A 23,521-nucleotide genomic window follows, 5' to 3' on the forward strand; every position below is an offset into this window, starting at 1 on the left:
CTGCACAGGCTATCGGCGGCGCATGCCTTAGCGCACGCGCATGCCCGGCTCGGCACCCGGCCAGGGGTTGAGCACGTAGATGCCCGGATTGGTCTTCTCATCCTTGGCGGATGCGGCCAGCACCATGCCCTCGGAGACGCCGAACTTCATCTTGCGCGGTGCCAGGTTGGCGACCATCACGGTCAGCTTGCCGACCAGGTCTTCCGGCTTGTAGGCCGAGGCGATGCCCGAGAAGACATTGCGGGTGCGGCCTTCGCCGGCATCCAGGGTCAGGCGCAGCAGCTTGGTGGAGCCTTCCACGGCTTCGCAGTTGACGATCTTGGCGATGCGCAGGTCGATCTTGGCAAAGTCATCGATGGAGATTTCCGGCGCCAGTTCTTCGATGGCGCTTTCTGCCGCTGCGGGGGCGGCGGCAGGCGCTTCGGGCGCTTCGAACAGGGCATCCAGCATCTTGGGATCGACGCGTTGCATCAGGTGCGAATAGGCATTGATGACGTGGCCGTCGGCCAGCGGCGCGGCCACATCGTTCCACTGGAAGGGCTGGACCTGCAGGAAGGCTTCCACCTGGGCGGCCAGTTGCGGCAGCACCGGCTTGAGGTAGATGGTCAGGATACGGAAGGCTTCCAGCAGGCGGCTGCAGACTTCGTGCAGTTGCGCATCCTTGCTGCTGTCCTTGGCCAGTTCCCAGGGCTTGTTGGCGTCTACATAGGCGTTGATGGCGTCGGCTTGCTCCATCACCAGGCGCAGGGCCTTGCCGTATTCGCGTTGCTCGTAGAGGCTGCGGATCTCTTCAGCCACGCCGCGCAGCTTGGCCAGGAAGGCGTCATCGGCAGTGGCCCACTGGGTCGAGACGCGGCCTTCGAAGCGCTTGGCGATGAAGCCGGCAGCGCGGCTGGCGATGTTGACGTACTTGCCGATCAGGTCGGCATTGACACGGGCGACGAAGTCGTCCGGGTTGAAGTCCACATCTTCCACCTTGGCATTCAACTTGGCGGCGATGTAGTAACGCAGCCATTCCGGGTTCATGCCGATGTCCAGGTAGCGCAGCGGCGAGATGCCGGTGCCGCGCGACTTGGACATCTTCTCGCCGCTGACCGTGATGAAGCCGTGGGCGAAGACGTTGTTGGGCGTCTTGCGGCCGGCGAACTTGAGCATGGCGGGCCAGAACAGGGTGTGGAAGTAGGTGATGTCCTTGCCGATGAAGTGGTACTGCTCGGTCTTGTCATCGGCCATGAAGGCGTCGAAATCGCGGCCGGTCTTGACGAAGTAATTTTTCAGCGAGGCCAGGTAGCCGATCGGCGCGTCCAGCCAGACGTAGAAGTACTTGCCCGGTGCGTCGGGGATCTCGATGCCGAAATAGGGCGCGTCGCGGCTGATGTCCCAGTCGCCCAGGCCGCCTTCGCCGTCCAGCCATTCGCGCGCCTTGTTGGCCACTTCCGGCTGCAGGCGGTTGCTGTCCAGTGCCCATTCGCGCAGGAAGGCGACGCACTTCGGATCCGAGAGCTTGAAGAAGAAATGCTCAGACGACTTCATCACCGGCGTGGCGCCCGACAGCGTCGAGTAAGGATTCTTCAGGTCGGTCGGCGAATAGACGGCGCTGCAGTTCTCGCAGGAGTCACCGTACTGGTCCTTGGTGCCGCACTTGGGGCATTCACCCTTGATGTAGCGATCCGGCAGGAACATGTTCTTCACCGGATCATAGAACTGGTCGATGGTCTTGGTGGAGATCAGCTTGGCCTCGTCGCGCAGGGCGCGGTAGATTTCCTGCGACAGTTCGTGGTTCTCCGGGCTGTCGGTGGAGCTCCAGTTGTCGAAGGCGATGTGGAAGCCATCCAGGTACTGCTTGCGGCCGGCAGCGATGTTGGCCACGAACTGCTGCGGCGTGATGCCGGCCTTTTCGGCGGCGATCATGATGGGCGCGCCGTGGGCGTCGTCGGCACCGACGAAATGCACCTCATTGCCCTGCATTCGCTGGAACCGGACCCAGATATCGGCCTGGATGTATTCCATGATGTGGCCGATGTGGAAAGCGCCGTTGGCGTAGGGGAGTGCGGTCGTGACGAAGAGTTGGCGAGGTGCGGAAGTGCTCATTGGCGATACGGACGATGCAAGTAGGTTAAGGCGCGTGCGCGCCGAAATAGCAAGAAAGCTGCAAGAAAACTGCCTTGAAAGAGGGGCATTCTATCAGCCACAGGGCCTTGGGCGCAGTAGTTGCTCCATTGCAATCAAAGTGAAGCCTTTTGCAAGGGTGGTTTGAGCGGCGCACGGGGCGGCGCTGGCGCGATTGGTTTAGACTTGCGGGTTCTGAGCAAGGAGAACCAATGAGCATTACCGTGGAAGAGATCAAGGCGGCCCTGTTGCAGGTGATCGACCCCAATACCGGCAAGGATCTGATCCGGGGCAAGGAAGCCCGCAACATCCGCGTCGAGGGTGGCCGCGTGCTGCTGGACGTGGAGTTGGGCTACCCGGCAGCCAGCCAGATCGCGCCGATCCGCCAGCTGGTCGAGGAGGCGCTGGGCAAGCTGCCCGGCGTGACCGGCGTCGAGGCCAACGTCTATTTCAAGATCGTGGCGCATGCGGTGCAGCGCGGCATCAAGCTCAAGAGCAACGTCAAGAACATCATCGCCGTGGCCTCGGGCAAGGGCGGGGTGGGCAAGTCCACCACCGCCGTGAACCTGGCCCTGGCGCTGTCGGCCGAGGGCGCGCGCGTGGGCATCCTGGATGCCGATATCTATGGACCTTCCCAGCCCGTGATGATGGGCATCTCGGGCCAGCCCGAGACCAAGGATGGCAAGACCATGGAGCCGCTGGAGAACCACGGCCTGCAGGTGTCTTCCATCGGTTTCATGATCGATCCGGACGAACCCATGGTCTGGCGCGGCCCCATCGTCACGCAAGCCCTGCAGCAATTGCTGGACCAGACCAACTGGCGCGACCTGGATTACCTGATCGTCGACATGCCGCCGGGCACCGGCGATGTGCAGCTGACCTTGTCGCAGAAGGTGCCGGTCACCGGTGCGGTCATCGTGACCACCCCGCAGGATATTGCGCTGCTGGATGCGCGCAAGGGGTTGCGCATGTTCGAGAAGGTCGGCATCCCCATCCTGGGCATCGTGGAAAACATGAGCATGCACGTCTGTTCCAACTGCGGCCATGCCGAGCCCATCTTTGGCGTGGGCGGTGGCGAGAAGATGTGTGCCGACTTTGGCGTGGATTTCCTGGGCGCCTTGCCGCTGACCATGGAGATCCGCCAGCAGACCGATTCCGGCAAGCCCACCGTGGTGGCTGATCCGGATGGCAAGGTGGCCGAGATCTACAAGGCCATCGCCCGCAAGGTCGCCGTGAAGGTGGCCGAGAAGGCGCGCGACATGACCAGCAAGTTCCCCAGCATCGTGGTGCAGAACGACTGATGCGGGCCTCGGGGCGGGCTGCCGGCATGGCGTGCCGCCCTGCAAAGGCGTTAAAATGACGCCTTTCCGAATTCCTTTGCTTGACCGATGGCCGGCCCTGGCATTCCAGGACCGGCCTGATTTTTACTCGCTATCATGACTGCCACTCAAGTTCGTACCCGTTTCGCTCCCAGCCCTACCGGCTACCTGCACCTGGGCGGCGCCCGCACGGCGCTGTTCTCCTGGGCCTACGCCCGTCGCTTCGGCGGCACCTTCGTGTTGCGCATCGAAGATACCGACGTCGAGCGTTCCACCCCGGAAGCGGTGCAGGCCATCATCGAGGGCATGCAGTGGCTGGGTCTGGAGCATGACGAAGGTCCGTTCTACCAGATGAAGCGCATGGATCGCTATCGCGAAGTGATCGGCCAGATGCTGGAGCAGGGCACCGCCTACTACTGCTACTGCACCCCGGAAGAAGTGGAAGCCATGCGCGAGCGCCAGCGTGCGGCCGGCGAGAAGCCGCGCTACGACGGCACCTGGCGTCCGGAACCGGGCAAGACCCTGCCGGTTATCCCGGAAGGGCGCAAGCCGGTGGTGCGTTTCAAGAATCCGCAGGACGGTGAGGTGAGCTGGAATGACGTGGTCAAGGGCCCCATCACCATCTCCAACCGTGAGCTGGACGACTTGGTGATCGCCCGTCCGGACGGCACGCCGACCTACAACTTCTGTGTGGTGGTCGATGATTGGGACATGAAGATCACCCACGTCATCCGTGGCGACGACCATGTGAACAATACGCCGCGCCAGATCAATATCCTGAAGGCCCTGGGCGGCACGTTGCCCGAGTATGGCCACGTGCCGATGATCCTGGGTGCGGATGGCGAGAAGCTGTCCAAGCGCCACGGTGCGGTCAGCGTGATGGATTATCCTGCCCAGGGTTATCTGCCTGAGGCCATGCTGAACTACCTGGCGCGCCTGGGTTGGAGCCATGGTGACGACGAGATTTTCTCGATGCAGCAGTTCTGCGAATGGTTCGATCTTGATCACCTGACCAAGGCTCCGGCGCAATTCAATCCGGAGAAGCTGAACTGGCTCAACAACCACTACATCAAGCTGGCTGACAACGCCCGTCTGGCTGACCTGGTCCGTCCGTTGCTGCAGGTACAGGGTGCGGTATTCGAGGGTGCGCCTGATCTGGCGGCCGTGATCGCTCTGCTGAAGGATCGCGCCAATACCGTCAACGAGATTGCGGCAGCCGCGCTGATGTTCTATCGCCAGCCGGCCCCGGATGCGGCCCTGGTGGCGCAGCACATTACCGAGGCGATCAAACCGGCGCTGGCTGACTTTGCCCAGCGCGTGGCGACGGTGGAGTGGAGCAAGGAAGCGATTGCGCCCATGATCAAGGAAGTGCTGGCGGCGCACGGCATCAAGATGCCGCAGCTGGCCATGCCGTTGCGCCTGATCGTGGCGGGGCAATTGCAGACGCCGGCCATTGACGCCGTGCTGCAATTGTTTGGCCGTGAGGCTGTACAGGCACGCTTGGCAGCATATCTTTGAAAAAAAGAAATTATTTTTCAAAAAGCTGTTGTCTTTTGAAAAGAGGTATTGCATAATCTCGCTTCTTCGCAACGGGGGTATAGCTCAGCTGGGAGAGCGCTTGCATGGCATGCAAGAGGTCAGCGGTTCGATCCCGCTTACCTCCACCAGCGACCCGCAGATGTTTGGCGGTGATATTTCAGGCGAAGCTTGAAGTGTAGAAAAAAGAAGTAATGTGAAGTACCTGCTTGTCCCCTTCGTCTAGAGGCCTAGGACATCACCCTTTCACGGTGAGTACGGGGGTTCGAATCCCCCAGGGGACGCCAGATTTCGATATCTGCGCTGTCACCCAGCAGGCAGCGCAGGTATGTAGCGGTACAGTGTCCCCTTCGTCTAGAGGCCTAGGACATCACCCTTTCACGGTGAGTACGGGGGTTCGAATCCCCCAGGGGACGCCAGGTTTAAGGCAGTCCGGTTGCCGCCGGGTTGTTTGAAAGTTGAAGTAGTCTGATTGATCAGGCTACCTTGAGGTTGGATAGTCCGGAGTTTGGGACTTTTCCTTTCGCAGGGGGTATAGCTCAGCTGGGAGAGCGCTTGCATGGCATGCAAGAGGTCAGCGGTTCGATCCCGCTTACCTCCACCAGCGACCCGCATGAAAGTGTGGGGTGAATTGGCGGAAGAGCTGATTCGAGGAATGTAGTAGTTGTGACCGTTTTGTCCCCTTCGTCTAGAGGCCTAGGACATCACCCTTTCACGGTGAGTACGGGGGTTCGAATCCCCCAGGGGACGCCAAATAAAAAAGCCCGCGCAAGCGGGCTTTTTTGTTTGGCGGCACCTAGCGATGTGCTTGAGCACATCGCGGGGGGGATTCGAAAGGTTTCGCTTGCAAGCGAAACCGGGCCCGCGGCACGTGGGCGAATCCCTCGCTCGCGCAGCGAGCGTTAGCCTACGATTGAGCGCGCACCGAGCGCAATCCAAGCCAACCCAGCCAACAGAAAGCCCGCGCAAGCGGGCTTTTTTGTTTGGCGCCCCCAAGTCCATTTGTCTCCCCAGTAACATTTTCCCCCGGCATTTTGCGCTATCCTCCCGGCAAACCTCACCGCAGGAGCCCTCATGACCGCAGCCGCCCATCTCGACATCGACCCTCGTGGCCTGGCCACGCTGACCCTCAATCGTCCCGACGTCCACAATGCTTTCGATGATCAGCTGATCGCCCACCTGATCGACCTCATCCACGAGGCGCGTGACGACAAACGCACTCGCGTCCTGCTGCTGGCCTCCACCGGCAAGTCCTTCTCCGCCGGCGCCGACCTGGCCTGGATGCGCCGCATGGCCGATGCCTCGCGCGAGGACAATCTGCACGATGCCCGCAAGCTGGCACTGCTGATGGAAACCCTCAACAGCTTCCCGGCACCGACGGTGGCCAAAGTACAGGGAGCGGTGATGGGCGGCGGTGTTGGCCTGGTCTCCTGCTGCGACATCGTGATCGCCTCCGAGGCGGCCTTCTTTGCGCTCTCCGAAGTCAAGCTGGGCCTGGCCCCGGCAGCCATCAGCCCCTACGTGATCGCCAAGATGGGCGTGTCACAGGCACGCCGCTTCTTCGTCTCGGGCGAGCGCTTCTCGGCCATCCGTGCCGCCGCCATCGGGCTGGTGCATGAGGTGGTGCTGGCCCAGGAACTGGATGCCAAGGTCCTGCAAGTGATCGACACCTTGCTGGCCAACGGGCCACAGGCGATGCGCGCTGCCAAGCAACTGGTCCAGGTTGCCAACCCGCTGCAGGTCACGTCCGAACTGGCGGAATATACGGCCGGCGTCATCGCCGACCTGCGTGCCTCCCCGGAGGGACGCGAAGGCCTGCGCGCCTTCCTCGAAAAAGAGACGCCCGCCTGGACGCGCGCTTCATCTTCAGCAGGATAAACATGAAGTCTTTGCATGTAGCCATCGCCGGTGCCGGCCCGGCCGGCTTGGCCATGGCGCTCTATCTCAAGCGCGCCGGCCATCGCGTCACCTTGCTGGAGCGCTTCGTCACGGCCGCGCCAGTGGGTTCCGGCCTGATCCTGCAGCCCACCGGACTGACGGTGCTGGAAGACCTGGGCCTGTTCTCGCGCATCGCCGCACTGGGCCAGCGTATCGACCGCCTCTACGGGGCCGACGCCCGCAGCGGCAGGACGGTGCTGGATGTGCGATATGACGCCGTGCGCGGTGGACGCTATGGCATTGCCGTCCATCGTGCGGCCCTGTTCGGCGTCCTGCAGGAGGCCGCGCAGCGGGAAGGGATCGAAGCCGAAACCGGCCATGAGATCAACGGCCTGGAGCAGGGCAGCGCCGGTGCCAGCCTGACGACAGCGGACGGCCGCCGCATCGGCCCCTTCGATCTGGTCATTGATGCCAGCGGTGCCCGTTCTCTGCTGCGCCGCTACGCGCTCAATACCTGCGAGCCCAAGCGGCTGCCCTATGGCGCCTTCTGGATTTCCTTGCGGGCCCGGCCCGGCCTGTCGTTCGGTATCAATTCACTGGTACAGCGCTATCGCCGCGCCAGCACCATGATCGGCGTGCTGCCCATCGGTCGCCCCAGACAGCAGGATGATCCCATGGTGGCCTTCTTCTGGAGTACCAAGCCGGACCAGGCGGAGCAGCTCAAGCAGCGGGGGCTGGAGGCATGGAAGGAGGGAATTCATGCACTGTGGCCGGAATGTGAACCCTATCTGGCCCAGATCGATGGTTTCGAGCAAATGACGCTGGCGCGTTACGGGCATCACACCTTGCCTGCGCCCTATGGACAGCGGCTGGCCATCATCGGCGATGCCGCCCACTCCACCAGCCCGCAGCTGGGGCAGGGGGCCAACATGGCCCTGCTCGATGCACGGGCGCTGATCCACGCCCTGCAGCAGTCCGATACGCCGGAGCAGGCGCTGCCGCGCTATGCCGCCTCGCGACGCCGCCACGTGCGGACCTTCCAGGCGATGTCGGCGATGTTCACGCCCTTCTACCAGTCCGATTCGGCGTGGTTGCCGTGGATGCGCGACCAGCTGGCGGCACGCCTGTCGATGGTGCCACCGGCACCGCAACTGCTGGCACGGATGGTGGCCGGTACCCTGGTCGATCCCTTCACCTCGATTGGCTTGAAGGAACACGACTGGAACGCCGCACCCCAACCCTCGGTCCCAGGCTGATCGCGCTCAGCCCGAGCAGACGTTTTTCTTCATTTGCGCTCTTCACGGCAGAACATGCGGCTGCGCAGCTGGCAACGTTCGCGTTCCTCGGGCGTCATCGCTTCCCAGCGAGCGCGCATGAAGCGGCGCTTCTCATGCCAGCCGCCATGCCGCCCGCGAAAGCCCCCGAACAGTACCCGGCACAGCACCAGCAATCCCAGCGCCCGCCAGAAGCCGATCTCGGCCACACCCGGGAAGATCGGTGGCATTACCCAGTTCCACAGCAGCATCACCACCACGCCCAGCACCGGCACGCACAGCAGGCACAGCAGCAGCTTCACGCCCCAGCGGCGCGGGTCACGCCCGCCACGGAAGCCCCGATCGCGGCGTGCCGGGGCAGGGGGATTTTGAGGCATCTCGTTCTGATCCATTACATCTCCAATTCGTCATAAACCGCCTGCAAGCGCTCGCGCAGATGCAGGACTGCATAGCGCTTGCGCGCCAGCAGGGTATTCAAGCCGGTACCACTGGCAGCGGCCATTTCCTTGAAGCTGAGGCCATCGAGTTCGTGGGCGATGAAGACCTCGCGCTGCGCTGGCGGCAATTCGTCCAGGGCTGCCTGCAAGGCCTCGATCAGCGCCGCACGGGCGTAGGCGGCTTCCGGCCCCCCGTCGCTGGCCGGCAGGACCAGGTCCAGCCGCCAGCTGTCTTCGCCACCCTCGACTTGCTCGATGTCGTGCGTCTCGGGCAAGGGCTCTTCCTTCTTCTTGCGGAAGCGGTCGATGATGCGGTTGCGCGCTACCCGGAACAACCAGGCGCTGACCTGCTCGATCGGCTCCGGCAGGCGGTAGGCCTGGACGAACTCGTAAAACACTTCCTGCAGGATGTCTTCGGCCTCGCCGGCGTCAGCCACCCGGCGGCGGATGAAGCCGCCCAGCCGGCTGCGTTCGCGCATGACGGTGGCGGTGATCTCGCGGTCCTGGTCGCTCATCGGGGAGAGGGTGGAAATGGGCTGCATGCCCTGAAGACGGCTGTTCTCAGGGCATATTGTGGACCGGCAGGAAAAAAAGGGGGGAAACTGCGAAGGGGAAATGAAGAAACAAGCAAAACCAGCGCATTTGCGCGGGGAGCGATGGCCCTGGAGGCCGCTCCCCGCCTGAGGCTCCAGCCCTTACAGTTCGATGCGCGTGCCCAGCACCTGCAGGAACTGCGCCAGCCACGCCGGATGGGCCGGCCAGGCCGGGGCCGTGACCAGTTTGCCGTCGGTGATGGCGGCATCCACGGCGATATCGGCGAAGTGTCCGCCGGCCAGCTTCACTTCCGGCGCGCAAGCGGGATAGGCCGACACGTTCTTGCCCTCCAGTACGCCAGCCGCGGCCAGCACCTGCGGACCATGGCAAACCGCGGCGATGGGTTTGTCGGCCTTGGCGAAGGCTTGCACCAGTTCGATCACCTTGGGGTTCAGGCGCAGGTATTCCGGGGCGCGGCCACCGGCCACCACCAGCGCGTCATAGCCAGCCGCGCTGACATCGTCGAAGCTGGCGTTGAGGGCGAACTGGTGGCCAGGCTTTTCGGTATAGGTCTGGTCGCCTTCGAAGTCGTGGATGGCGGTCTTGACCTTGTCGCCGGCTTTCTTGCCGGGGCAGACCGCATGGACCGTGTGGCCGACCATCTGCAGGGCCTGGAAGGGCACCATGGTTTCGTAATCCTCGGCGAAGTCACCGGTCAAGAGCAGGATCTTCTTTGCAGCCATCGTCATCTCCTTGGGAAAAGGCCGCCGGCGCGGGGAGGGACCGGGCGGCCGGGTTGAAACACATGTTGTTGCGGGCTGGCTCGGGCAGGATCTACTCCAGCCAGCGCATCCGGCGCGACTGTCCCATCAGGAAGTCGCGGTTGAGCTCCACGCAGTCGCGCAGGTAGCTCCACAGGGCCGACACTCGCGCCACGTGGCGCTGCTCGCTGGAAGCCACCAGCCAGAAGGTGCGGGTGATGGCGATCTGTTCGGGCAGCACCGGCACCAGCTCGTCGGACTGCTGCGCCAGGAAGCAGGGCAGGATCGCCAGCGCCCGGCCGGCATAGGCCGCCGTATATTGCGCCACCACGCTGGTGCTGCGGAAGGCCCGGAAAGCGTCAGGCGCCACCGTATCCTTGTAGCGCAATTCTTCACTGAAGACCAGGTCATCGATATAGCCAATGAAGTTGTGTTGCGCCAGGTCATCCATGGTGTGAATCGGCGCGTGCCTGGACAGGTAGTCACGTGAAGCATAAAGCTTCAGGACATAGTCGGACAGTTTTGTGACCACGTAATTACCCGACAGCGGACGTTCGATCGACACGCTGATGTCGGCCTCATGCTTGGACAGGTTCACGAAACGCGGCATCGGCAGCATGTCCACCGTAATGTGCGGATTGCGGGCGCAGAAATGCGCAAGGTGCGGTGCCAGCACGAAGGTACCGAAGCCTTCCGTGGCGCCCAGCCGCACCTGGCCGGAGAGCTTGCTGTTGTGTCCGCCCAGTTCTTCGGTGGCGGCGTACAGGGTGCTTTCTACCTGTTCGGCATATTCCACCAGGCGGTAGCCGTCGGCGGTGAGCTTGTAGCCGTGGTTGTTGCGATCGAAGAGCTGGCTGCCGACCTGCTCCTCGAAGCGCTTCATGCGGCGCGAGACGGTCGAGTGGTCGATGCCCAGTTTCTTGGCCGCATCCACCAGGCCCTGGCTGCGGGTGAGTTCGAGAAAGATCCTGAGATTGTCCCAGTCCAGCATGTGGTCTCCATGAGTGCATCACCAGCGTTGTGCATCAATGCAAAAGCGTTTTGTCTTTGTGGTTATTGTATCGATAAATACGCACATGCAGAATAGCGGGGCCGTGATGCCGCCCGGGAAGACAGAGGCGACAGGCGGCAGGAGACAGCGGCAAGACCCGGCGTCCATGAACGCGGGCAGGTCCGACAACAATCACAAGATCAAGGAGACAAGATGTCCAAGAACGCTTTCAGCCGTTCCCTCACGGCGGCGGCCGTCGCCTGCACGGTTTCGCTGGCCACCACGGCCATGCCGGCCCTTGCCCAGGATGCCAACACCGTCAAGATCGGCGTGCTCACCGACATGTCCGGCCCCTACTCGGCCATGGGCGGCCAGGGATCGGTAGTGGCGGCCAAGATGGCGGTGGAAGACTGCCTCAAGAATGAGTGCAAAGGCATGAAGATCGAGATCCTCTCGGCCGACAACCAGAACAAGCCCGACGTCGGCGTGACGCGTGCCCGCGAATGGCTGGACCGCGACAAGGTCGAGGCCATCGCCGACCTCACCAATTCCTCGGTGGCGCTGGCGGTGCAGAAGCTGATCAAGGAGAAGGGCGGCATCGCCATGTACAGCGGCCCGGCCACCGGTGCCCTGACCACCGCCGAATGCGCCACCAACGGCTTCCACTGGATGTTCGACACCTACTCGCAAGCCGCCGGTGCGGCAGCGGCGCTGACCAAGCTGGGCAACAAGTCCTGGTACTTCGTGACGGTGGACTATGCCTTCGGCCATTCGCTGGAGAAGGATGCCTCCGATGTGGTCAAGGCCAATGGCGGCACGGTGGTGGGGTCGGTGCGTCACCCGCTCAATGCGTCGGACTTCTCCTCCTTCCTGCTGCAGGCGCAGGCCTCCAAGGCCCAGGTGATCGGGCTGGCCAATGGCGGCACCGATGTGGTCAATGCCATCAAGCAGGCGCGTTCCTTTGCCGTCGGCGGCAAGGACCAGCGCCTGGTGGCGCTGCTGGTGTTCCTGTCGGATGTGCATGCGCTGGGGCTGGAGGCGGCGCAAGGCCTGGTCTATACCGATGGCTTCTACTGGGATTACGACGAGCAGACGCGTGCCTTCTCCAAGCGCTTCGAAGCGCAGTTCAAGAACATCAAGCCGACCATGGTGCAGGCCGGTGTCTATTCCAGCGTCTACCAGTTCCTGAAGGCGCGTGCGGCAGCCAAGACCTCGGACTGGAAGGTCGTGGCCCAGAAGATGCGTGAAATCCCGATCTCCGACGCCGTCATGCGCAACGCCTCCATCCGCCCGGATGGCCGCGTGATCCACGACATGTACCTGTACCAGGTCAAGACCCGGGCCGAATCCAAGGCCCCGTGGGATTACCTGAAGCTGCTGTCGGTGATCCCGGCCCAGCAGGCCTTCCGTCCGATGGACGCGGCCTGCCCGCTGGTCAAGCAGTAATGCCTGTGGCCGGGAGCCGCTCCCGGCCTTGCTCTCCCCATCCTGTTCACCTCTTCACAATGGAAATTGCAATGAGCCAAGCCAACATCCCCAACGTTCCCCTGTACCTCAACGGTGAAAAGGTGCAGTCCACTTCCAAGGAGTGGCGCGACGTATTGAACCCGGCCACCCAGGAAGTCGTGGCCCGCGTGCCCTTCGCCACCAAGGAAGAAGTCGACCGGGCCGTGGCCAACGCCAAGGAAACCTTCAAGACCTGGCGCAATACCTCACTGGCGCAGCGCATGCGCATCATGCTGAAGTTCCAGCAACTGCTGCGCGAGAACATCGCCCCGCTGGCTGAACTGATCACCCGCGAACACGGCAAGACCTTGCCGGACGCCGAAGGCGAAGTCATGCGCGGCCTGGAAGTGGTGGAGCACGCCTGCTCGATCACCTCGCTGCAGCTGGGCGAGCTGGCCGAGAACGTGGCCGGCGGCGTGGACGTCTACACGCTCTACCAGCCGCTGGGCGTGGGGGCCGGCATCACCGCCTTCAACTTCCCGGTGATGCTGCCTTGCTTCATGTTCCCCATCGCGGTGGCCTGCGGCAATACCTTCGTGTTGAAGCCCTCCGAGCAGGATCCGACTTCCTCGCTGTTCCTGGTCGAGCTGGCCAACCAGGCCGGCCTGCCGCCAGGCGTGTTGAACGTGGTGCATGGCGGCCCGGATGTGGCCAACATGATCTGTGACCATCCCGATATCAAGGCGGTCTCCTTCATCGGTTCCACCCATGTCGGTACCCACATCTATCGCCGCGCCAGCGAAGCCGGCAAGCGCGCCCAGTGCATGATGGGTGCCAAGAACCACTGCATCGTCTTGCCCGATGCCCCCAAGGACCAGGCCATCAACAACCTGCTGGGCGCGGCCTTCGGTGCAGCCGGCCAGCGCTGCATGGCCAATTCGGTGGTGGTGCTGGTGGGACAGACGCGCGAATGGATTCCCGAGATCGTCGAACGCTCCAAGGCCATGAAGGTCGGCCCCGGCACCGACCGCAAGGCCGATGTTGGTCCGCTGGTCTCCAAGGCGGCCAAGGAACGCGTCGAACGCCTCATCGCCAGCGGCGTGGAGCAGGGCGCCAAGCTGCTGCTCGATGGCCGCAACTGCAAGGTGGCCGGCAGCGAGAACGGCAACTTCGTGGGACCGACCGTCTTCACCGGCGTGAAGCCCGAGATGGACATCTACACCCAGGAAATTTTCGGCCCGGCCATGTGCATCGTCGAACTGGAGACGCTCGATGAAGCCATTGCCTTCATCAACGCCAACCCGAACGGCAACGGTACTTCCATCTTCACCAGCTCGGGCTATGCGGCGCGCAAGTTCCAGAACGAGATTGACGTCGGCCAGGTCGGCATCAACGTGCCCATTCCCGTGCCGGTGGCCTACTTCAGCTTCACCGGTTCGCGGGCTTCCAAGCTGGGCGACCTCGGTCCCAATGGCAAGCAGGCCGTCACCTTCTGGACCCAGACCAAGACCGTCACTGCACGCTGGTACGCACCCGATGAAGAAGCCGGCCAGGTCAACACCACCATCACCCTGAAGTAAGGAGAGCAGCATGAGCGCCAACATCGTCTTCATCGGCCTGGGCAATATGGGTTTGCCCATGGCGCAAAACCTGGTCAAGGCCGGCTTTCCGGTCAGCGGGCATGACCTGGTCAAGGCCAGCGTGGACAAGCTGGTGGAGGCCGGCGGCAAGACCGAGGCCGATTCCATGGCGGCCGTGGCCAAGGCCGACGTGGTCATCACCATGCTGCCGGCCAGCCGTCACGTGGAGTCCCTCTACCTGGGCGAGGCCGGGGTGCTGGCCTCGGCCAAGCCGGGGGCCCTCTTGATCGACTGCTCCACCATCGCTCCGGAAGCGGCGCGCAAGGTCGCGGCAGCGGCCAAGGCGCGCGGCTTCGAGATGCTCGATGCACCCGTCTCCGGGGGCACCAACGGGGCGACGGCGGGCACCTTGACCTTCATGGTGGGCGGCAGCAAGGAGGCCTTCGAGGCCGCCCAGCCCTATCTGCAGAAGATGGGCCGTGCGATCTATCACGCCGGGGACAGCGGCAGCGGCCAGACCGTCAAGGTCTGCAACAACATGCTGCTGGGCATCCTCATGATCGGGACGTCCGAAGCGATTCGCCTGGGCATGGCCAATGGCATGGATCCCAAGGTACTTTCGGAAATCATGTCCAAGAGCTCGGGCCGCAACTGGACGCTGGAAGTCTACAACCCTTGCCCCGGCGTGATGGACACTGCTCCGGCTTCCAAGGGCTATGCAGGTGGGTTTGGCGTGGACCTGATGCTCAAGGACCTGGGGCTGGCGGTGGAAAATGCGCTGGCCACCAACTGCGCCATTCCGCTGGGATCGACGGCGCGCAATCTGTACGACATCCACAGCATGAACGGGGCAGGCAAGCTGGACTTCTCCAGCATCTTCAACATGCTGGGCAAGGCGAAGTAACAGCGGTTGGGGAGTGCAGCAAAAAGGGACAGCCTCTTGCGGGGCTGTCCCTTCGTTTTTCTGGGTGCTGATGTGCAGCTTATTTCTTCACTTCATCCTCGATGTGGGCGCGGATGATGTCGGCGAAATTGGCATCGGCCGTAAAGCCCAGCGCCTTGGCGCGCTTGGCTTCGAAGGCGCCGGGCCAGGAGTTGACGATGCGTTTGATGGCTTCGTCTTCCTTCCATTCGATCAGCTGCACCACTTCCTTGCCAGCCACCTGTTCCAGGGCCTCGACCATGTCCTTGACGGTCACGCACAGGCCGTCGATGGAGAGGAAGCGGGCCAGGCCCAGGTCGGCGCCATTGATTTCATGGCCGTGGATCAGGTTGGCGATGGCCTGGCGCGGCGACATCAGCCACATGCGGGTGTCCGGCGTGACCGGGCAGACCGAGGGCTGGCCATTGAGCGGCTCGCGGATGATACCCGAGGCGAAGCTGGACGCGGCCTTGTTGGGTGCGCCCGGACGCACCGAAATGGTCGGCATGCGCAGCGCACGGCCGTCGATGAAGCCCTTGCGTGAATAATCCTGCACCAGCAGCTCACCCATGACCTTTTGCGCACCGTAGGAGCTTTGCGGCATCAGCAGGGTGTTGTCGGGGACCACGGCCGGCAGTTCGCCGCCGAACACCGCCACCGAGCTGGTGAAGACCACGCGCGGCTTGGTGCCCAGGGCGCGGGCGCGTTCCAGGATGACGCGGGTGGCGTCGAAGTTGATCTTCATGCCCAGGTCGAAATCGGCCTCGGCATGGCCACTGACGATGGCGGCCAGGTGGAAGATGGACTGCGTCTCGGGTGTAATGACGCGCTCGATCACGGCAGCGTCGGCGATGTCGCCGGTGACGGCTTCAATGCGCGGATCATTGAATCCCTGGGCCGGTACCACGTCCAGCAGGGTGATGCGCTTGATCTCTTGCGCCTGGCCGTCGCGGCCGGTCAGGGTGCCGCGCTGCAGCAGCTGGCGCGCCAGTCGGCTGCCCAGGAAACCGGCGCCGCCGGTGATGACGATATGCATGTGTTCTCCTCGTGATCTGTCGTCGGAATAGGGGGATATGAACGCTTGAGCGAAACCCGTGCAGCGCATTATAGCGGAAGTTGTAATACAACTTTGGGAATATGAAGCGGAAGTCACAAAAGCCCATGCCTGCGCGGTATCATGCGCGCCATGAAGACTTCCTCCTCCTCCAAGCCGCAGGTGTCGGCGCTTGCATCCATGGCCGCCGCCGCACGCGGCAAGACCACGCTGGCCGACCATGTCACCAGCGTACTGGCACAGCAGATCCGCAGCGGTGAATTCGCCCCGGATGTGCGCTTGCCATCGGAGATGGAGTTGACTGAACGTTTTTCGGTGAGCCGCACGGTGATCCGCGAAGCGATTTCGCGGTTGAAGTCCGAGGGACTGGTCGGCTCGCGCCGGGGCAGTGGCACGGTGGTCTTGCCGGTGACGCAGGCCACGCCCTTCCGGCTGGACCTGAACGTGGATGATGGCCGTGACTCCATCCAGGCGGTGCTGCGGGTGATCGAGCTGCGGCGCGGGGTGGAAGGGGAGATGGCGGCCCTGGCGGCGCAGCGCCGCACGCGCGCGCAGAACCTGGCGATCCAGCAGGCCTTGCAAGCCATCGATGCGGCAGCTGCGGCCGGGCGCGATGGCGTGCAGGAGGATTTCGCCTTCCATGCCGCCATTTCCAATGCTTCGCACAATCCGCTCTACACCTCGCTGGTGCAGTTCCTGAGCCAGTTCCTGCATGCCGCCATCCGCGTGGCGCGCATGAACGAAGCGCGCAGCAACGAGTTCGTGCAGCAGGTGCGCGCCGAACATGCGGCGCTGGCGCAAGCGATCAACGATGGCAACGCCGAGGCTGCGCGGGCAGCGGCCTTGCGCCACATGGAGCAGTCGGCCCAGCGCCTGCAGGCGGCCGACAGGGCTTTCTGGGCAAGCGCGGAAGGGCAGGCGGCGGCGCGGGATTTGGCGCGGGTGAGGGAGGGTGGATGAGCTTCGGGCTTCATCTATTTGCCTTAATACAGGCATAAAAAAACGCTGCACCAGGCAGCGTTTTTTATTGGCATCGGCTAACGATCAGCCGCGCACGACCTTCTTGTACTCGTTGGTGCGGGTGTCGATTTCGATGTCGTCATCCTGGCTCACGAACAGCGGCACCATCACGGTGATCTGGTTGGCTTCGATGGCGTTTTCGATCTTGGCTTCCTTCAGGACGTTGCCCGAGGTGTTGCCCTTAACGGCCGGTTCCGAGTAGGCAACCTTGCGCACGATGGTGGTCGGCATTTCGACCGAGATGGCCTTGCCGTCGTAGAAGACAGCTTCGCACTGCATGCCGTCCTTCAGGTAACCGATGGCGTCGCCCATGTTCTCGCCTTCGATTTCGTACTGGTTGTACTCTTCGTCCATGAAGACGAACAGCGGGTCAGCGAAGTACGAATAGGTCACCGGCTTCTTGTCCAGCACCACGACGTCGAACTTGTCGTCGCCACGGAAGACGCTTTCTTGCGGGCTGTTGGTCAGCAGGTTCTTCATCTTCCACTTGTAGGTGAAGCCGGTACGGGAAGAACCGTTGACGTCCGAGCGCAGGACGATCATGGGCTTGCTGTCGACCATAATGATGTTGCCGACGCGGATTTCTTTTGCAAATTTCATAGCGATGTGTCGTGAAAAGTAGGTTTTTTCAAACTGTCAGTAGCCCACTGGTAAAACTTCTAAAACTTCACCGCAAGCCCACGTACGATTGAATTCCAAACTGCGTTAAAACGGTAGCCCGCTATTTTAACCCATTTTCGTTGCTCTTCCACTCTTCGAGGGCGAGCCGGCGGGCGAAGCCGAGCAAATTGTCCATCCAGTCGCCATTTGCCAACAGCTTCTGCGCCCATTGTTCAGCTTGGCCCGACAATGCCGGCAGTTCGGCCTGCAGCGTCTGCCAGCTTGCCTGCCAGTCAAGGTTGCCTGGATAAGCGCCGTTCCAGGCCCGGTTGAGGTCGATGACGGCGGGCGTGGCCGGGTCATAAATCTTCAGGAAGGCGTTGAGCTTGGTGTGGTGCAGGTTCTTGTCCTGGTGATAGATGTTCCAGACGAAGGGGCGCCCGGCCCACTGGGCGCGGGCGAAGGAATCTTCACCTCGCACGAAATTGAGGTCGCAGCTCCACAGCAAGCGGTCGTAATCGGTCTGCGCCACGAAGGGCAGCACGCGCACCGTCAATGCCCCTTGGGTCGCCGCCACCCCGGCGCGCATCGGTACGCCAAGGAAGGCCTCGACCGCAGGGCGGCCCACGCCTTCCGGCACCAGGCAGGTGACAGGGGAGGGCGACGCCTGCCAGGCCGCAAACAATTCGGGAATCGGGGCGTAGTCGTAGCAGAACAGCGAGACCTTGCAGGCCTGCGCTTCGGACGCTGTCACGCCCAGCCGGGCCAGGAAGGCAGGTCCTTCGTTCGCGGCCAGGAAGACCTGCCGTCGGGCTTGCAGATCGGCTTCAAAGGTGAGTCCGCCGGTTCGTTCATTGAAGCCCGGGAAGAAGAAATACTTGGTCAGCTTCAGCGTGCGATGCGGGGAGGGCAGGGTGTGGCAGCCTTCGACCCAGGGTTCGGCCGACAAGCCTTCCAGGTTGAACCAGACGGGCTTGGGCGAGCGCTGTGCCATGGCTTCCACATAACCGGGCGGGATCTCGCAGCCGAAGAATTCGATGACGATATCGGCCACGTCATCGGCCGTGAACAGACCGTCCTGGCCGCGCCAGTGCTGGACCCTCACGCCGCTGAGCTCTTGTGTATCGGCCAGCGTGTCCACCGTCGGCCAGATGCGCCGGAAGCTCACCAGGTCATCTACCCACAGCCGCACCGCCAGCCCGTGCTCATGCGCCAGCTGCCGCGCCAGGCGCCAGCAGATGCCGATATCGCCATAGTTGTCGACGACCTTGCAGAACAGGTCCAGGGAGCGCAGGGGATTGGGGCGGGAATTCATCGATATGCAGGAAAATGCGGAGGCAGGCCGCATGATACCGGCTTGGCGCAGGGTCCGACGAAGGGAAATGAACAACATGGACAAATTTTTTCAAATTAAATCGCTTGCAATTCAATTTTGAACAGTTTAATATGCAGCACATGGACAAGACGCACACCACGAATCTCCCGGACGCACTGATCGACGAAGCCCTGCTTCTCGACAACCAGCTGTGTTTTGCGATGTATTCGGCGTCGCTGGCCATGACCAAGGCTTACAAGAAGATCCTGGCTCCGCTGGAGATCACCTATCCGCAATATCTGGTGATGCTTGTGCTGTGGGAGAAGGATGGCGTCACGGTCTCGGAACTGGGCGCACGCCTGTTCCTGGATTCTGGTACGCTGACCCCGCTGCTCAAGCGCATGGAAAGCATGGGTTTGCTTCACCGCAACCGGGATGCTGGCGATGAGCGCCGGGTGGTCGTGAGCCTGAGCGATGGCGGCCGCGCGTTGCGTGAGAAGGCCAAAGCGGTACCGCAGCAGATGAGCTGCATGCTGCCCACGCTGGACCAGATCAAGGCGCTGGTGATGGAGTTGAAACAGGTTCGCAAGGGCCTGGTCGACGCCGAAGATGAATGAAAATGTAACAAGCTTTGTGTTTTATGTTGTGCGCAATAATATAGTTAATTATTTATATCGCTATATCGTTGGCGCAGCCTGACCGAAGATTGCAACACCGGAAACGTCAGCAACATCAGCAACATCAGCAACATCGGCAACATCAGCAAGACCGCAAGTGAAGCAGCAAGAGATTGGAAGCCAGTGCTGACCGAAAGCGAATCTTTCGGCATCACACCCCTCAAACGTAGCCCGCAAGGGTGACGACAACCTGAACTTTGAAAGGAAATACCATGCCTTCGAACAAGATTGAAAAAGCCCTGTACACCGCTACCGCTACCGCCACTGGCGGCCGTGAAGGTTCGGCCAAGTCCTCCGACGGCGTGCTGGACGTCAAGCTGTCGACCCCCAAGGAACTGGGCGGCGCCGGTGGTAACGGCACCAACCCGGAACAGCTGTTCGCCGCCGGTTACTCGGCTTGCTTCCTGGGCGCGCTGAAGTTCGTCGCCGGCCAGGCCAAGGTGGCCCTGCCTGCGGATGCCAGCATCACCGGCAAGGTCGGTATCGGCCAGATTCCGGGCGGTTTCGGCATCGAAGCCGAACTGAACATCTCGCTGCCGGGCATCGACCAGGCCGTGGCGCAAGATCTGGTGAACAAGGCTCACCAAGTGTGCCCGTACTCCAACGCCACCCGTGACAACATCAACGTCACCCTGAACCTGGTGTAATGGCTGGGTTCGGCTTCCTGCCTGATCCGGGCGGGAAGGCGTAAAAAATCGCCGCTGCGACTTCTGTCCCAGCGGCGATTTTCATGGGCGATCAGGAAAGATCAGACCGCGCCGCGTGTCTCTACATACAGCGCATAGAGAGAGTGGCTGCTCGCCATGAACAGACGATTTTTCTTGGTGCCGCCAAAGACCAGGTTGGGGCAGCGCTCTGGAAGATGGATGTGGGCGATGGCTTTGCCTTGCGGGTTGAATACGCGCACACCGTCGAGTTCTTCAGCCTTGGCGTCCAGTGCGCCGTTGCTGCCCCAACCGCACCACAGGTTGCCATCCACGTCGATCTTGAAACCATCGATCCCGCCAGGGCCGTTGGCATCGATCACCAGGCGGCGGTTGCCGATGCGGGTGCCGTCACTGCTCATGTCGTAGGCCCAGATGACGCGGCTGGGCGTGGCGCGCGATTCGTTGATGTAGAGGATCTTTTCATCCGGAGAAAACGCCAGGCCGTTGGGGCCGGCGAGCTGGTCCGTGATCAGCGAGACCTTGCCACTGCGGCCGTCGATGCGATAGACCGAGTGCGGCAATTCGGATACCTGCTTGTCGCCCTCCCATTCCCCGGCGATGCCGAAGGGCGGATCGCTGAACCAAATCGAGCCATCGGATTTGCAGATGATGTCGTTGGGCGAGTTGAAACGCTTGCCATTGTAGTTGTCGGCCAACACCGTGATGCTGCCGTCGTATTCAGTGCGGGTCACGCGACGGGTGAGGTGTTCGCAGGCCAGCAGGCGCCCCTGGCGGTCACGCGCCAGGCCGTTGCTGTTGTTGGACGGCTGTCGGAATACCGAGGTCGTGCCAGTGGTTTCATCCCATCGCATGATGCGGTTGTTGGGAATGTCGGAAAAGAGCAGGTAGCGTCCGTCGCCAAACCAGACCGGCCCCTCGACCCAGCGAAAACCGGTGGCCAGCCGTTCCACACTGGAACTGAACAGGCGGTACTTGAGGAAGCTCTTGTCGAGTACCTCCACGCTGGGATCCGGATAGCGCTGGCTGGGAATGAACTCGCCATTCTGGGCGCGGGCGCTGATGGCGGTGGCTGCCAAGCCAAGCCCGGCCATCAAGGTTGTACGACGAGTTGGGCTAAAATTGGCTGAAGTGTTCTTGTTGTGCTGCGACATCGAAGTCTCCATGGTCAGGGATGGTCGTTCCACGTCAACGCGACGAGGGCGATCCAGAAAGCCTAATGGCGGGGAATCGAGGAAGACAGCGTCGCCCGGGGCGGGCTGCTGGCGCTGGTGGACATCTTCCCTGGCGCGGACCTGTCAGTGCGATAGTCCGTTCTTGTGGTAAGACATCGTACATCATGAATTGCCATTTGACAATCCGACCGCCGCATTGACAAAGGAGGGCCCGCGGCAGCGCGAGCGCGACCGCGACGGGCGCGACAGCCAGGCGGGGACTGACTCAGGCCTGCCCAGCCGGCTGTCTCACCACCTGTTGCAGCAAGGTACGGGCGACGCAGCGATGGAAGGGCATGATCGCCGCCAGGTAGGCCTTGCCCAGCAGGCGTTTGGTGCGCACCACGGTAGTCACGGTGAGCCACTGGTCGTCGTCTGCCGACTGGCCGGTGGCGGCCGGCGACTTTTCGACGCACAGCCGGAAATCTAGGTGACGGTCATCCATTCCCATCACGACCCTGGCCGGCTCGGCCAGCAGTAGGGGAAACCCGGCCGGCCCGCCGCCATGGTCGCCGGCCTGCTTGAGGCCCAGCGGTGCCATCAGGCGATCGCGCAAACGGATCAACGCACTGACCCAGGCCGGCTGGGTTGCCATCATGCGGGCCGCGATCTCGGTGGTATTCAGTTTGGCCAGTTGCGGTGTGAGGCGGATGCGGTAACTGTCGGCGAAACCGGCTCCCGGCAGCAAGGCCCAGTGGCGCGGCGCGGGCGCGACTTCTTCGGTGTGCGAGACAAGCGAGGCAGGCATGATGGTCTCCAGACAAGTTGAAAAAAAAAGCCGGCAGCAGCGCTGCCGGCCTTGCTCACGCGGTCACGCGATCACGCGATCCCTTGAGCTCACCTGCCGTTGCGCCGCTGTTTTTCCGCCGCACGGGCGCTGGCAAAGCGCTCATGGGTTTCCTCGGCCTTGCGACGGCCGAAGGCATAGTTGGCTTCCAGCCACATGACGTTGATGATGCCGAAGGCCAGGGCCAGTCCGATGCCGAGTATCCAAGCGAAATACCACATGATGTTCTCCTCGTTGCAGTTTGCGATTGCGCGTAATCAATACGCCGTGTGTTCGTTCTCGTGGATGTCGCGGGCGGTCACCTTGCCCTTGACCACGCGATAGACCCAGCCGGTATAGACGATGATGAGCGGCAGGAAGATCAGCACCATCCAGAACATCAGGCCCAGGGTCTTGTGGCTGGAGACCGAATCCCACAGGGTCAGGCTGCTCTTGGCGTCCAGCGAAGAGGGCATGACGAAGGGGAAGAGCGACATGCCGGCGGTGAGGATGATGCCCGTCACCGACAGCCCGCTGGCGATGAAGGCCAGGCGTGCACTGCGCACCAGCGCCAGCAAGGCCGCCAGCACCGCACCGGCCACGCCCAATGCCGGGAACAGCTTGGTCACGGGCCACTTGGCGTAGTTGTCGAACCAGGCGCCCGCGACCACTTCCACGGTCTTGGCCAGGGGGGTGAAGGCGCTGTTGGCATCCGGCATGGAGGTGATGCGATAACCCGGCATCTGGGCCACCCAGAAGCCGCCGGCGACGAACAGCAGCACCGTCACCAGGGCAGCGCCGATGATGGTCTTGCGCGAACGTTCCGCCACGGCAGCGTCGGTCTTGACGAAGGCGAAGGCGGCACCGTGCATCAGCAGCATGGCCACCGACAGCAGGCCGGCCAGCAGGCCGAAGGGATTCAACAGCGCAAAGAAGCTGCCGGTGTATTCCACGCGCATGGTGTCGTCATAGTGGAAGGGCACGCCCAAGAGCAGGTTGCCGAAGGCCACGCCGCAGATCAGGGGCGGCACGAAACCACCGATGAACAGACCCCAGTCCCAGGCATTGCGCCAGCGTGGATCGGCCACCTTGCTGCGGTAGTCGAAGCCCACCGGACGGAAGAACAGCGAGAACAGCAACACCATCAGGGCAATGTAGAAGCCCGAGAAGGCGGTGGCATACACCAGCGGCCAGGCCGCGAAGGTGGCGCCGCCGGCGGTGATGAACCAGGTCTGGTTGCCTTCCCAGGTGGGGCCGATGGAGTTGATCAGGATGCGGCGCTCGGTGTCGTTCTTGCCGGCGAAGGGCAGCATCATGCCCACGCCGAAGTCGAAGCCGTCGGTGAGCGCAAAGCCGATGATGAGTACGCCCACGAAGGCCCACCAGATCAGCTTGAGTGTTTCGTAATCGAAGATCATTCTGC

The 23,521-nt window shown here is 62.5% G+C and carries 23 protein-coding genes and 5 tRNA genes; 15 read left to right on the plus strand and 13 right to left on the minus strand.

The annotated features are described in order from the left end of the window. Nucleotides 1-27: 27 nt before the first annotated feature. Nucleotides 28-2,091: a methionine--tRNA ligase gene (metG, locus tag CEJ45_RS00210; RefSeq protein ID WP_088753274.1), complete on the minus strand. Its 2,064-nt coding sequence runs from the start codon at nt 2,089-2,091 to the stop codon at nt 28-30. Between the two features lie 230 nt (nt 2,092-2,321). Between metG and apbC the strand changes: the two genes are divergently transcribed. The 9 genes from apbC to CEJ45_RS00255 all read left to right on the plus strand — a co-directional run bounded on the left by apbC (nt 2,322) and on the right by CEJ45_RS00255 (nt 8,098). Beyond that, nucleotides 2,322-3,410 carry an iron-sulfur cluster carrier protein ApbC gene (gene apbC / locus CEJ45_RS00215; RefSeq protein ID WP_088753275.1) on the plus strand — a complete coding sequence of 363 codons (1,089 nt, stop codon included), beginning with the start codon at nt 2,322-2,324 and terminating at the stop codon, nt 3,408-3,410. Nucleotides 3,411-3,545: 135 nt separating this feature from the next. After that, nucleotides 3,546-4,946: a glutamate--tRNA ligase gene (gene gltX, locus CEJ45_RS00220; RefSeq protein WP_088753276.1), complete on the plus strand. Its 1,401-nt coding sequence runs from the start codon at nt 3,546-3,548 to the stop codon at nt 4,944-4,946. A 73-nt stretch (nt 4,947-5,019) separates the two neighbouring features. Next, nucleotides 5,020-5,095, plus strand: a tRNA-Ala gene (locus tag CEJ45_RS00225). A gap of 80 nt (nt 5,096-5,175) precedes the next feature. Beyond that, nucleotides 5,176-5,251, plus strand: a tRNA-Glu gene (locus tag CEJ45_RS00230). A gap of 56 nt (nt 5,252-5,307) precedes the next feature. After that, nucleotides 5,308-5,383: transfer RNA gene (locus CEJ45_RS00235), tRNA-Glu, on the plus strand. 109 nt (nt 5,384-5,492) lie between these two features. Further along, nucleotides 5,493-5,568, plus strand: a tRNA-Ala gene (locus CEJ45_RS00240). A gap of 73 nt (nt 5,569-5,641) precedes the next feature. Beyond that, nucleotides 5,642-5,717 (plus strand) — tRNA-Glu (locus tag CEJ45_RS00245). A 321-nt stretch (nt 5,718-6,038) separates the two neighbouring features. Beyond that, nucleotides 6,039-6,842 (plus strand): enoyl-CoA hydratase-related protein, encoded by an 804-nt coding sequence (locus tag CEJ45_RS00250; protein ID WP_088753277.1) that lies wholly within the window; start codon nt 6,039-6,041, stop codon nt 6,840-6,842. A gap of 2 nt (nt 6,843-6,844) precedes the next feature. Next, a complete protein-coding gene (locus tag CEJ45_RS00255; RefSeq protein WP_088753278.1) occupies nt 6,845-8,098 on the plus strand; it encodes an FAD-dependent oxidoreductase in 1,254 nt (417 codons plus the stop codon). 29 nt (nt 8,099-8,127) lie between these two features. Here CEJ45_RS00255 and CEJ45_RS00260 read toward each other — a convergent pair whose 3' ends face one another. The 4 genes from CEJ45_RS00260 to CEJ45_RS00275 form a co-directional block, all read right to left on the minus strand. Further along, on the minus strand, nt 8,128-8,508 hold the full coding sequence (locus CEJ45_RS00260; protein ID WP_088753279.1) for a hypothetical protein: 381 nt from the start codon (nt 8,506-8,508) through the stop codon (nt 8,128-8,130). Then, nucleotides 8,508-9,095: an RNA polymerase sigma factor gene (locus tag CEJ45_RS00265; protein ID WP_088753280.1), complete on the minus strand. Its 588-nt coding sequence runs from the start codon at nt 9,093-9,095 to the stop codon at nt 8,508-8,510. Before CEJ45_RS00265 ends, CEJ45_RS00260 begins: the two co-directional genes overlap by 1 nt. Before the next feature lie 153 nt (nt 9,096-9,248). Then, nucleotides 9,249-9,830, minus strand: a complete 582-nt coding sequence (locus CEJ45_RS00270; RefSeq protein ID WP_088753281.1) for a DJ-1/PfpI family protein — start codon at nt 9,828-9,830, stop codon at nt 9,249-9,251. Between the two features lie 91 nt (nt 9,831-9,921). Next, nucleotides 9,922-10,839 carry a LysR family transcriptional regulator gene (locus CEJ45_RS00275; RefSeq protein WP_088753282.1) on the minus strand — a complete coding sequence of 306 codons (918 nt, stop codon included), beginning with the start codon at nt 10,837-10,839 and terminating at the stop codon, nt 9,922-9,924. 213 nt (nt 10,840-11,052) lie between these two features. Between CEJ45_RS00275 and CEJ45_RS00280 the strand changes: the two genes are divergently transcribed. The 3 genes from CEJ45_RS00280 (at nt 11,053) to mmsB (ending at nt 14,769) form a co-directional block, all read left to right on the plus strand. Further along, complete coding sequence (locus tag CEJ45_RS00280; RefSeq protein WP_088753283.1) at nt 11,053-12,285, plus strand: ABC transporter substrate-binding protein; 1,233 nt, start codon at nt 11,053-11,055, stop codon at nt 12,283-12,285. A 71-nt stretch (nt 12,286-12,356) separates the two neighbouring features. Further along, a complete protein-coding gene (locus CEJ45_RS00285; protein ID WP_008330193.1) occupies nt 12,357-13,865 on the plus strand; it encodes a CoA-acylating methylmalonate-semialdehyde dehydrogenase in 1,509 nt (502 codons plus the stop codon). Nucleotides 13,866-13,875: 10 nt separating this feature from the next. Then, entirely contained in the window at nt 13,876-14,769 is an 894-nt protein-coding gene (mmsB, locus tag CEJ45_RS00290; RefSeq protein ID WP_088753284.1) for a 3-hydroxyisobutyrate dehydrogenase, read from the plus strand. 79 nt (nt 14,770-14,848) lie between these two features. Here the strand turns inward: mmsB and denD are convergent, their stop codons facing one another. Next, nucleotides 14,849-15,823: a D-erythronate dehydrogenase gene (denD, locus tag CEJ45_RS00295; RefSeq protein ID WP_088753285.1), complete on the minus strand. Its 975-nt coding sequence runs from the start codon at nt 15,821-15,823 to the stop codon at nt 14,849-14,851. A 141-nt stretch (nt 15,824-15,964) separates the two neighbouring features. Here denD and CEJ45_RS00300 point away from each other — a divergent pair, with 141 nt between their 5' ends. After that, a complete protein-coding gene (locus CEJ45_RS00300) occupies nt 15,965-16,801 on the plus strand; it encodes a FadR/GntR family transcriptional regulator (protein ID WP_088753286.1) in 837 nt (278 codons plus the stop codon). Nucleotides 16,802-16,885: 84 nt separating this feature from the next. On the opposite strand, the gene CEJ45_RS00305 is transcribed toward CEJ45_RS00300, so the two are convergent. Together CEJ45_RS00305 and earP are read right to left on the minus strand one after the other, a co-directional pair. Beyond that, entirely contained in the window at nt 16,886-17,461 is a 576-nt protein-coding gene (locus tag CEJ45_RS00305; protein ID WP_017451702.1) for an elongation factor P, read from the minus strand. A 121-nt stretch (nt 17,462-17,582) separates the two neighbouring features. Beyond that, nucleotides 17,583-18,776 (minus strand): elongation factor P maturation arginine rhamnosyltransferase EarP, encoded by a 1,194-nt coding sequence (gene earP, locus CEJ45_RS00310; RefSeq protein WP_088753287.1) that lies wholly within the window; start codon nt 18,774-18,776, stop codon nt 17,583-17,585. A gap of 131 nt (nt 18,777-18,907) precedes the next feature. On the opposite strand from earP, the gene CEJ45_RS00315 reads away from it, so the two are divergent. Then, nucleotides 18,908-19,393: a MarR family winged helix-turn-helix transcriptional regulator gene (locus tag CEJ45_RS00315; RefSeq protein WP_088753615.1), complete on the plus strand. Its 486-nt coding sequence runs from the start codon at nt 18,908-18,910 to the stop codon at nt 19,391-19,393. Between the two features lie 44 nt (nt 19,394-19,437). Here CEJ45_RS00315 and CEJ45_RS24760 read toward each other — a convergent pair whose 3' ends face one another. Then, nucleotides 19,438-19,605, minus strand: coding sequence for a hypothetical protein (locus tag CEJ45_RS24760; RefSeq protein WP_158214880.1), 168 nt, complete (start codon nt 19,603-19,605; stop codon nt 19,438-19,440). Nucleotides 19,606-19,665: 60 nt separating this feature from the next. Between CEJ45_RS24760 and CEJ45_RS00320 the strand changes: the two genes are divergently transcribed. Beyond that, the gene (locus tag CEJ45_RS00320; RefSeq protein WP_039785041.1) at nt 19,666-20,100 is read left to right on the plus strand and encodes an organic hydroperoxide resistance protein; all 435 of its coding nucleotides are present in this window, start codon (nt 19,666-19,668) and stop codon (nt 20,098-20,100) included. Nucleotides 20,101-20,201: 101 nt separating this feature from the next. Here CEJ45_RS00320 and CEJ45_RS00325 read toward each other — a convergent pair whose 3' ends face one another. The 4 genes from CEJ45_RS00325 to cydB all read right to left on the minus strand — a co-directional run bounded on the left by CEJ45_RS00325 (nt 20,202) and on the right by cydB (nt 23,516). Continuing rightward, nucleotides 20,202-21,212, minus strand: coding sequence for an SMP-30/gluconolactonase/LRE family protein (locus CEJ45_RS00325; RefSeq protein ID WP_241517255.1), 1,011 nt, complete (start codon nt 21,210-21,212; stop codon nt 20,202-20,204). Nucleotides 21,213-21,558: 346 nt separating this feature from the next. After that, nucleotides 21,559-22,080, minus strand: coding sequence for a DUF2867 domain-containing protein (locus CEJ45_RS00330; RefSeq protein ID WP_088753289.1), 522 nt, complete (start codon nt 22,078-22,080; stop codon nt 21,559-21,561). 89 nt (nt 22,081-22,169) lie between these two features. Then, complete coding sequence (cydX, locus tag CEJ45_RS00335; protein WP_008330178.1) at nt 22,170-22,340, minus strand: cytochrome bd-I oxidase subunit CydX; 171 nt, start codon at nt 22,338-22,340, stop codon at nt 22,170-22,172. Nucleotides 22,341-22,376: 36 nt separating this feature from the next. Next, entirely contained in the window at nt 22,377-23,516 is a 1,140-nt protein-coding gene (cydB, locus tag CEJ45_RS00340) for a cytochrome d ubiquinol oxidase subunit II (RefSeq protein ID WP_088753290.1), read from the minus strand. Between the last annotated feature and the right edge of the window lie 5 nt (nt 23,517-23,521).

This window comes from Herbaspirillum aquaticum (assembly GCF_002213425.1).
Taxonomy (GTDB): Bacteria; Pseudomonadota; Gammaproteobacteria; order Burkholderiales; family Burkholderiaceae_D; genus Herbaspirillum; species Herbaspirillum aquaticum.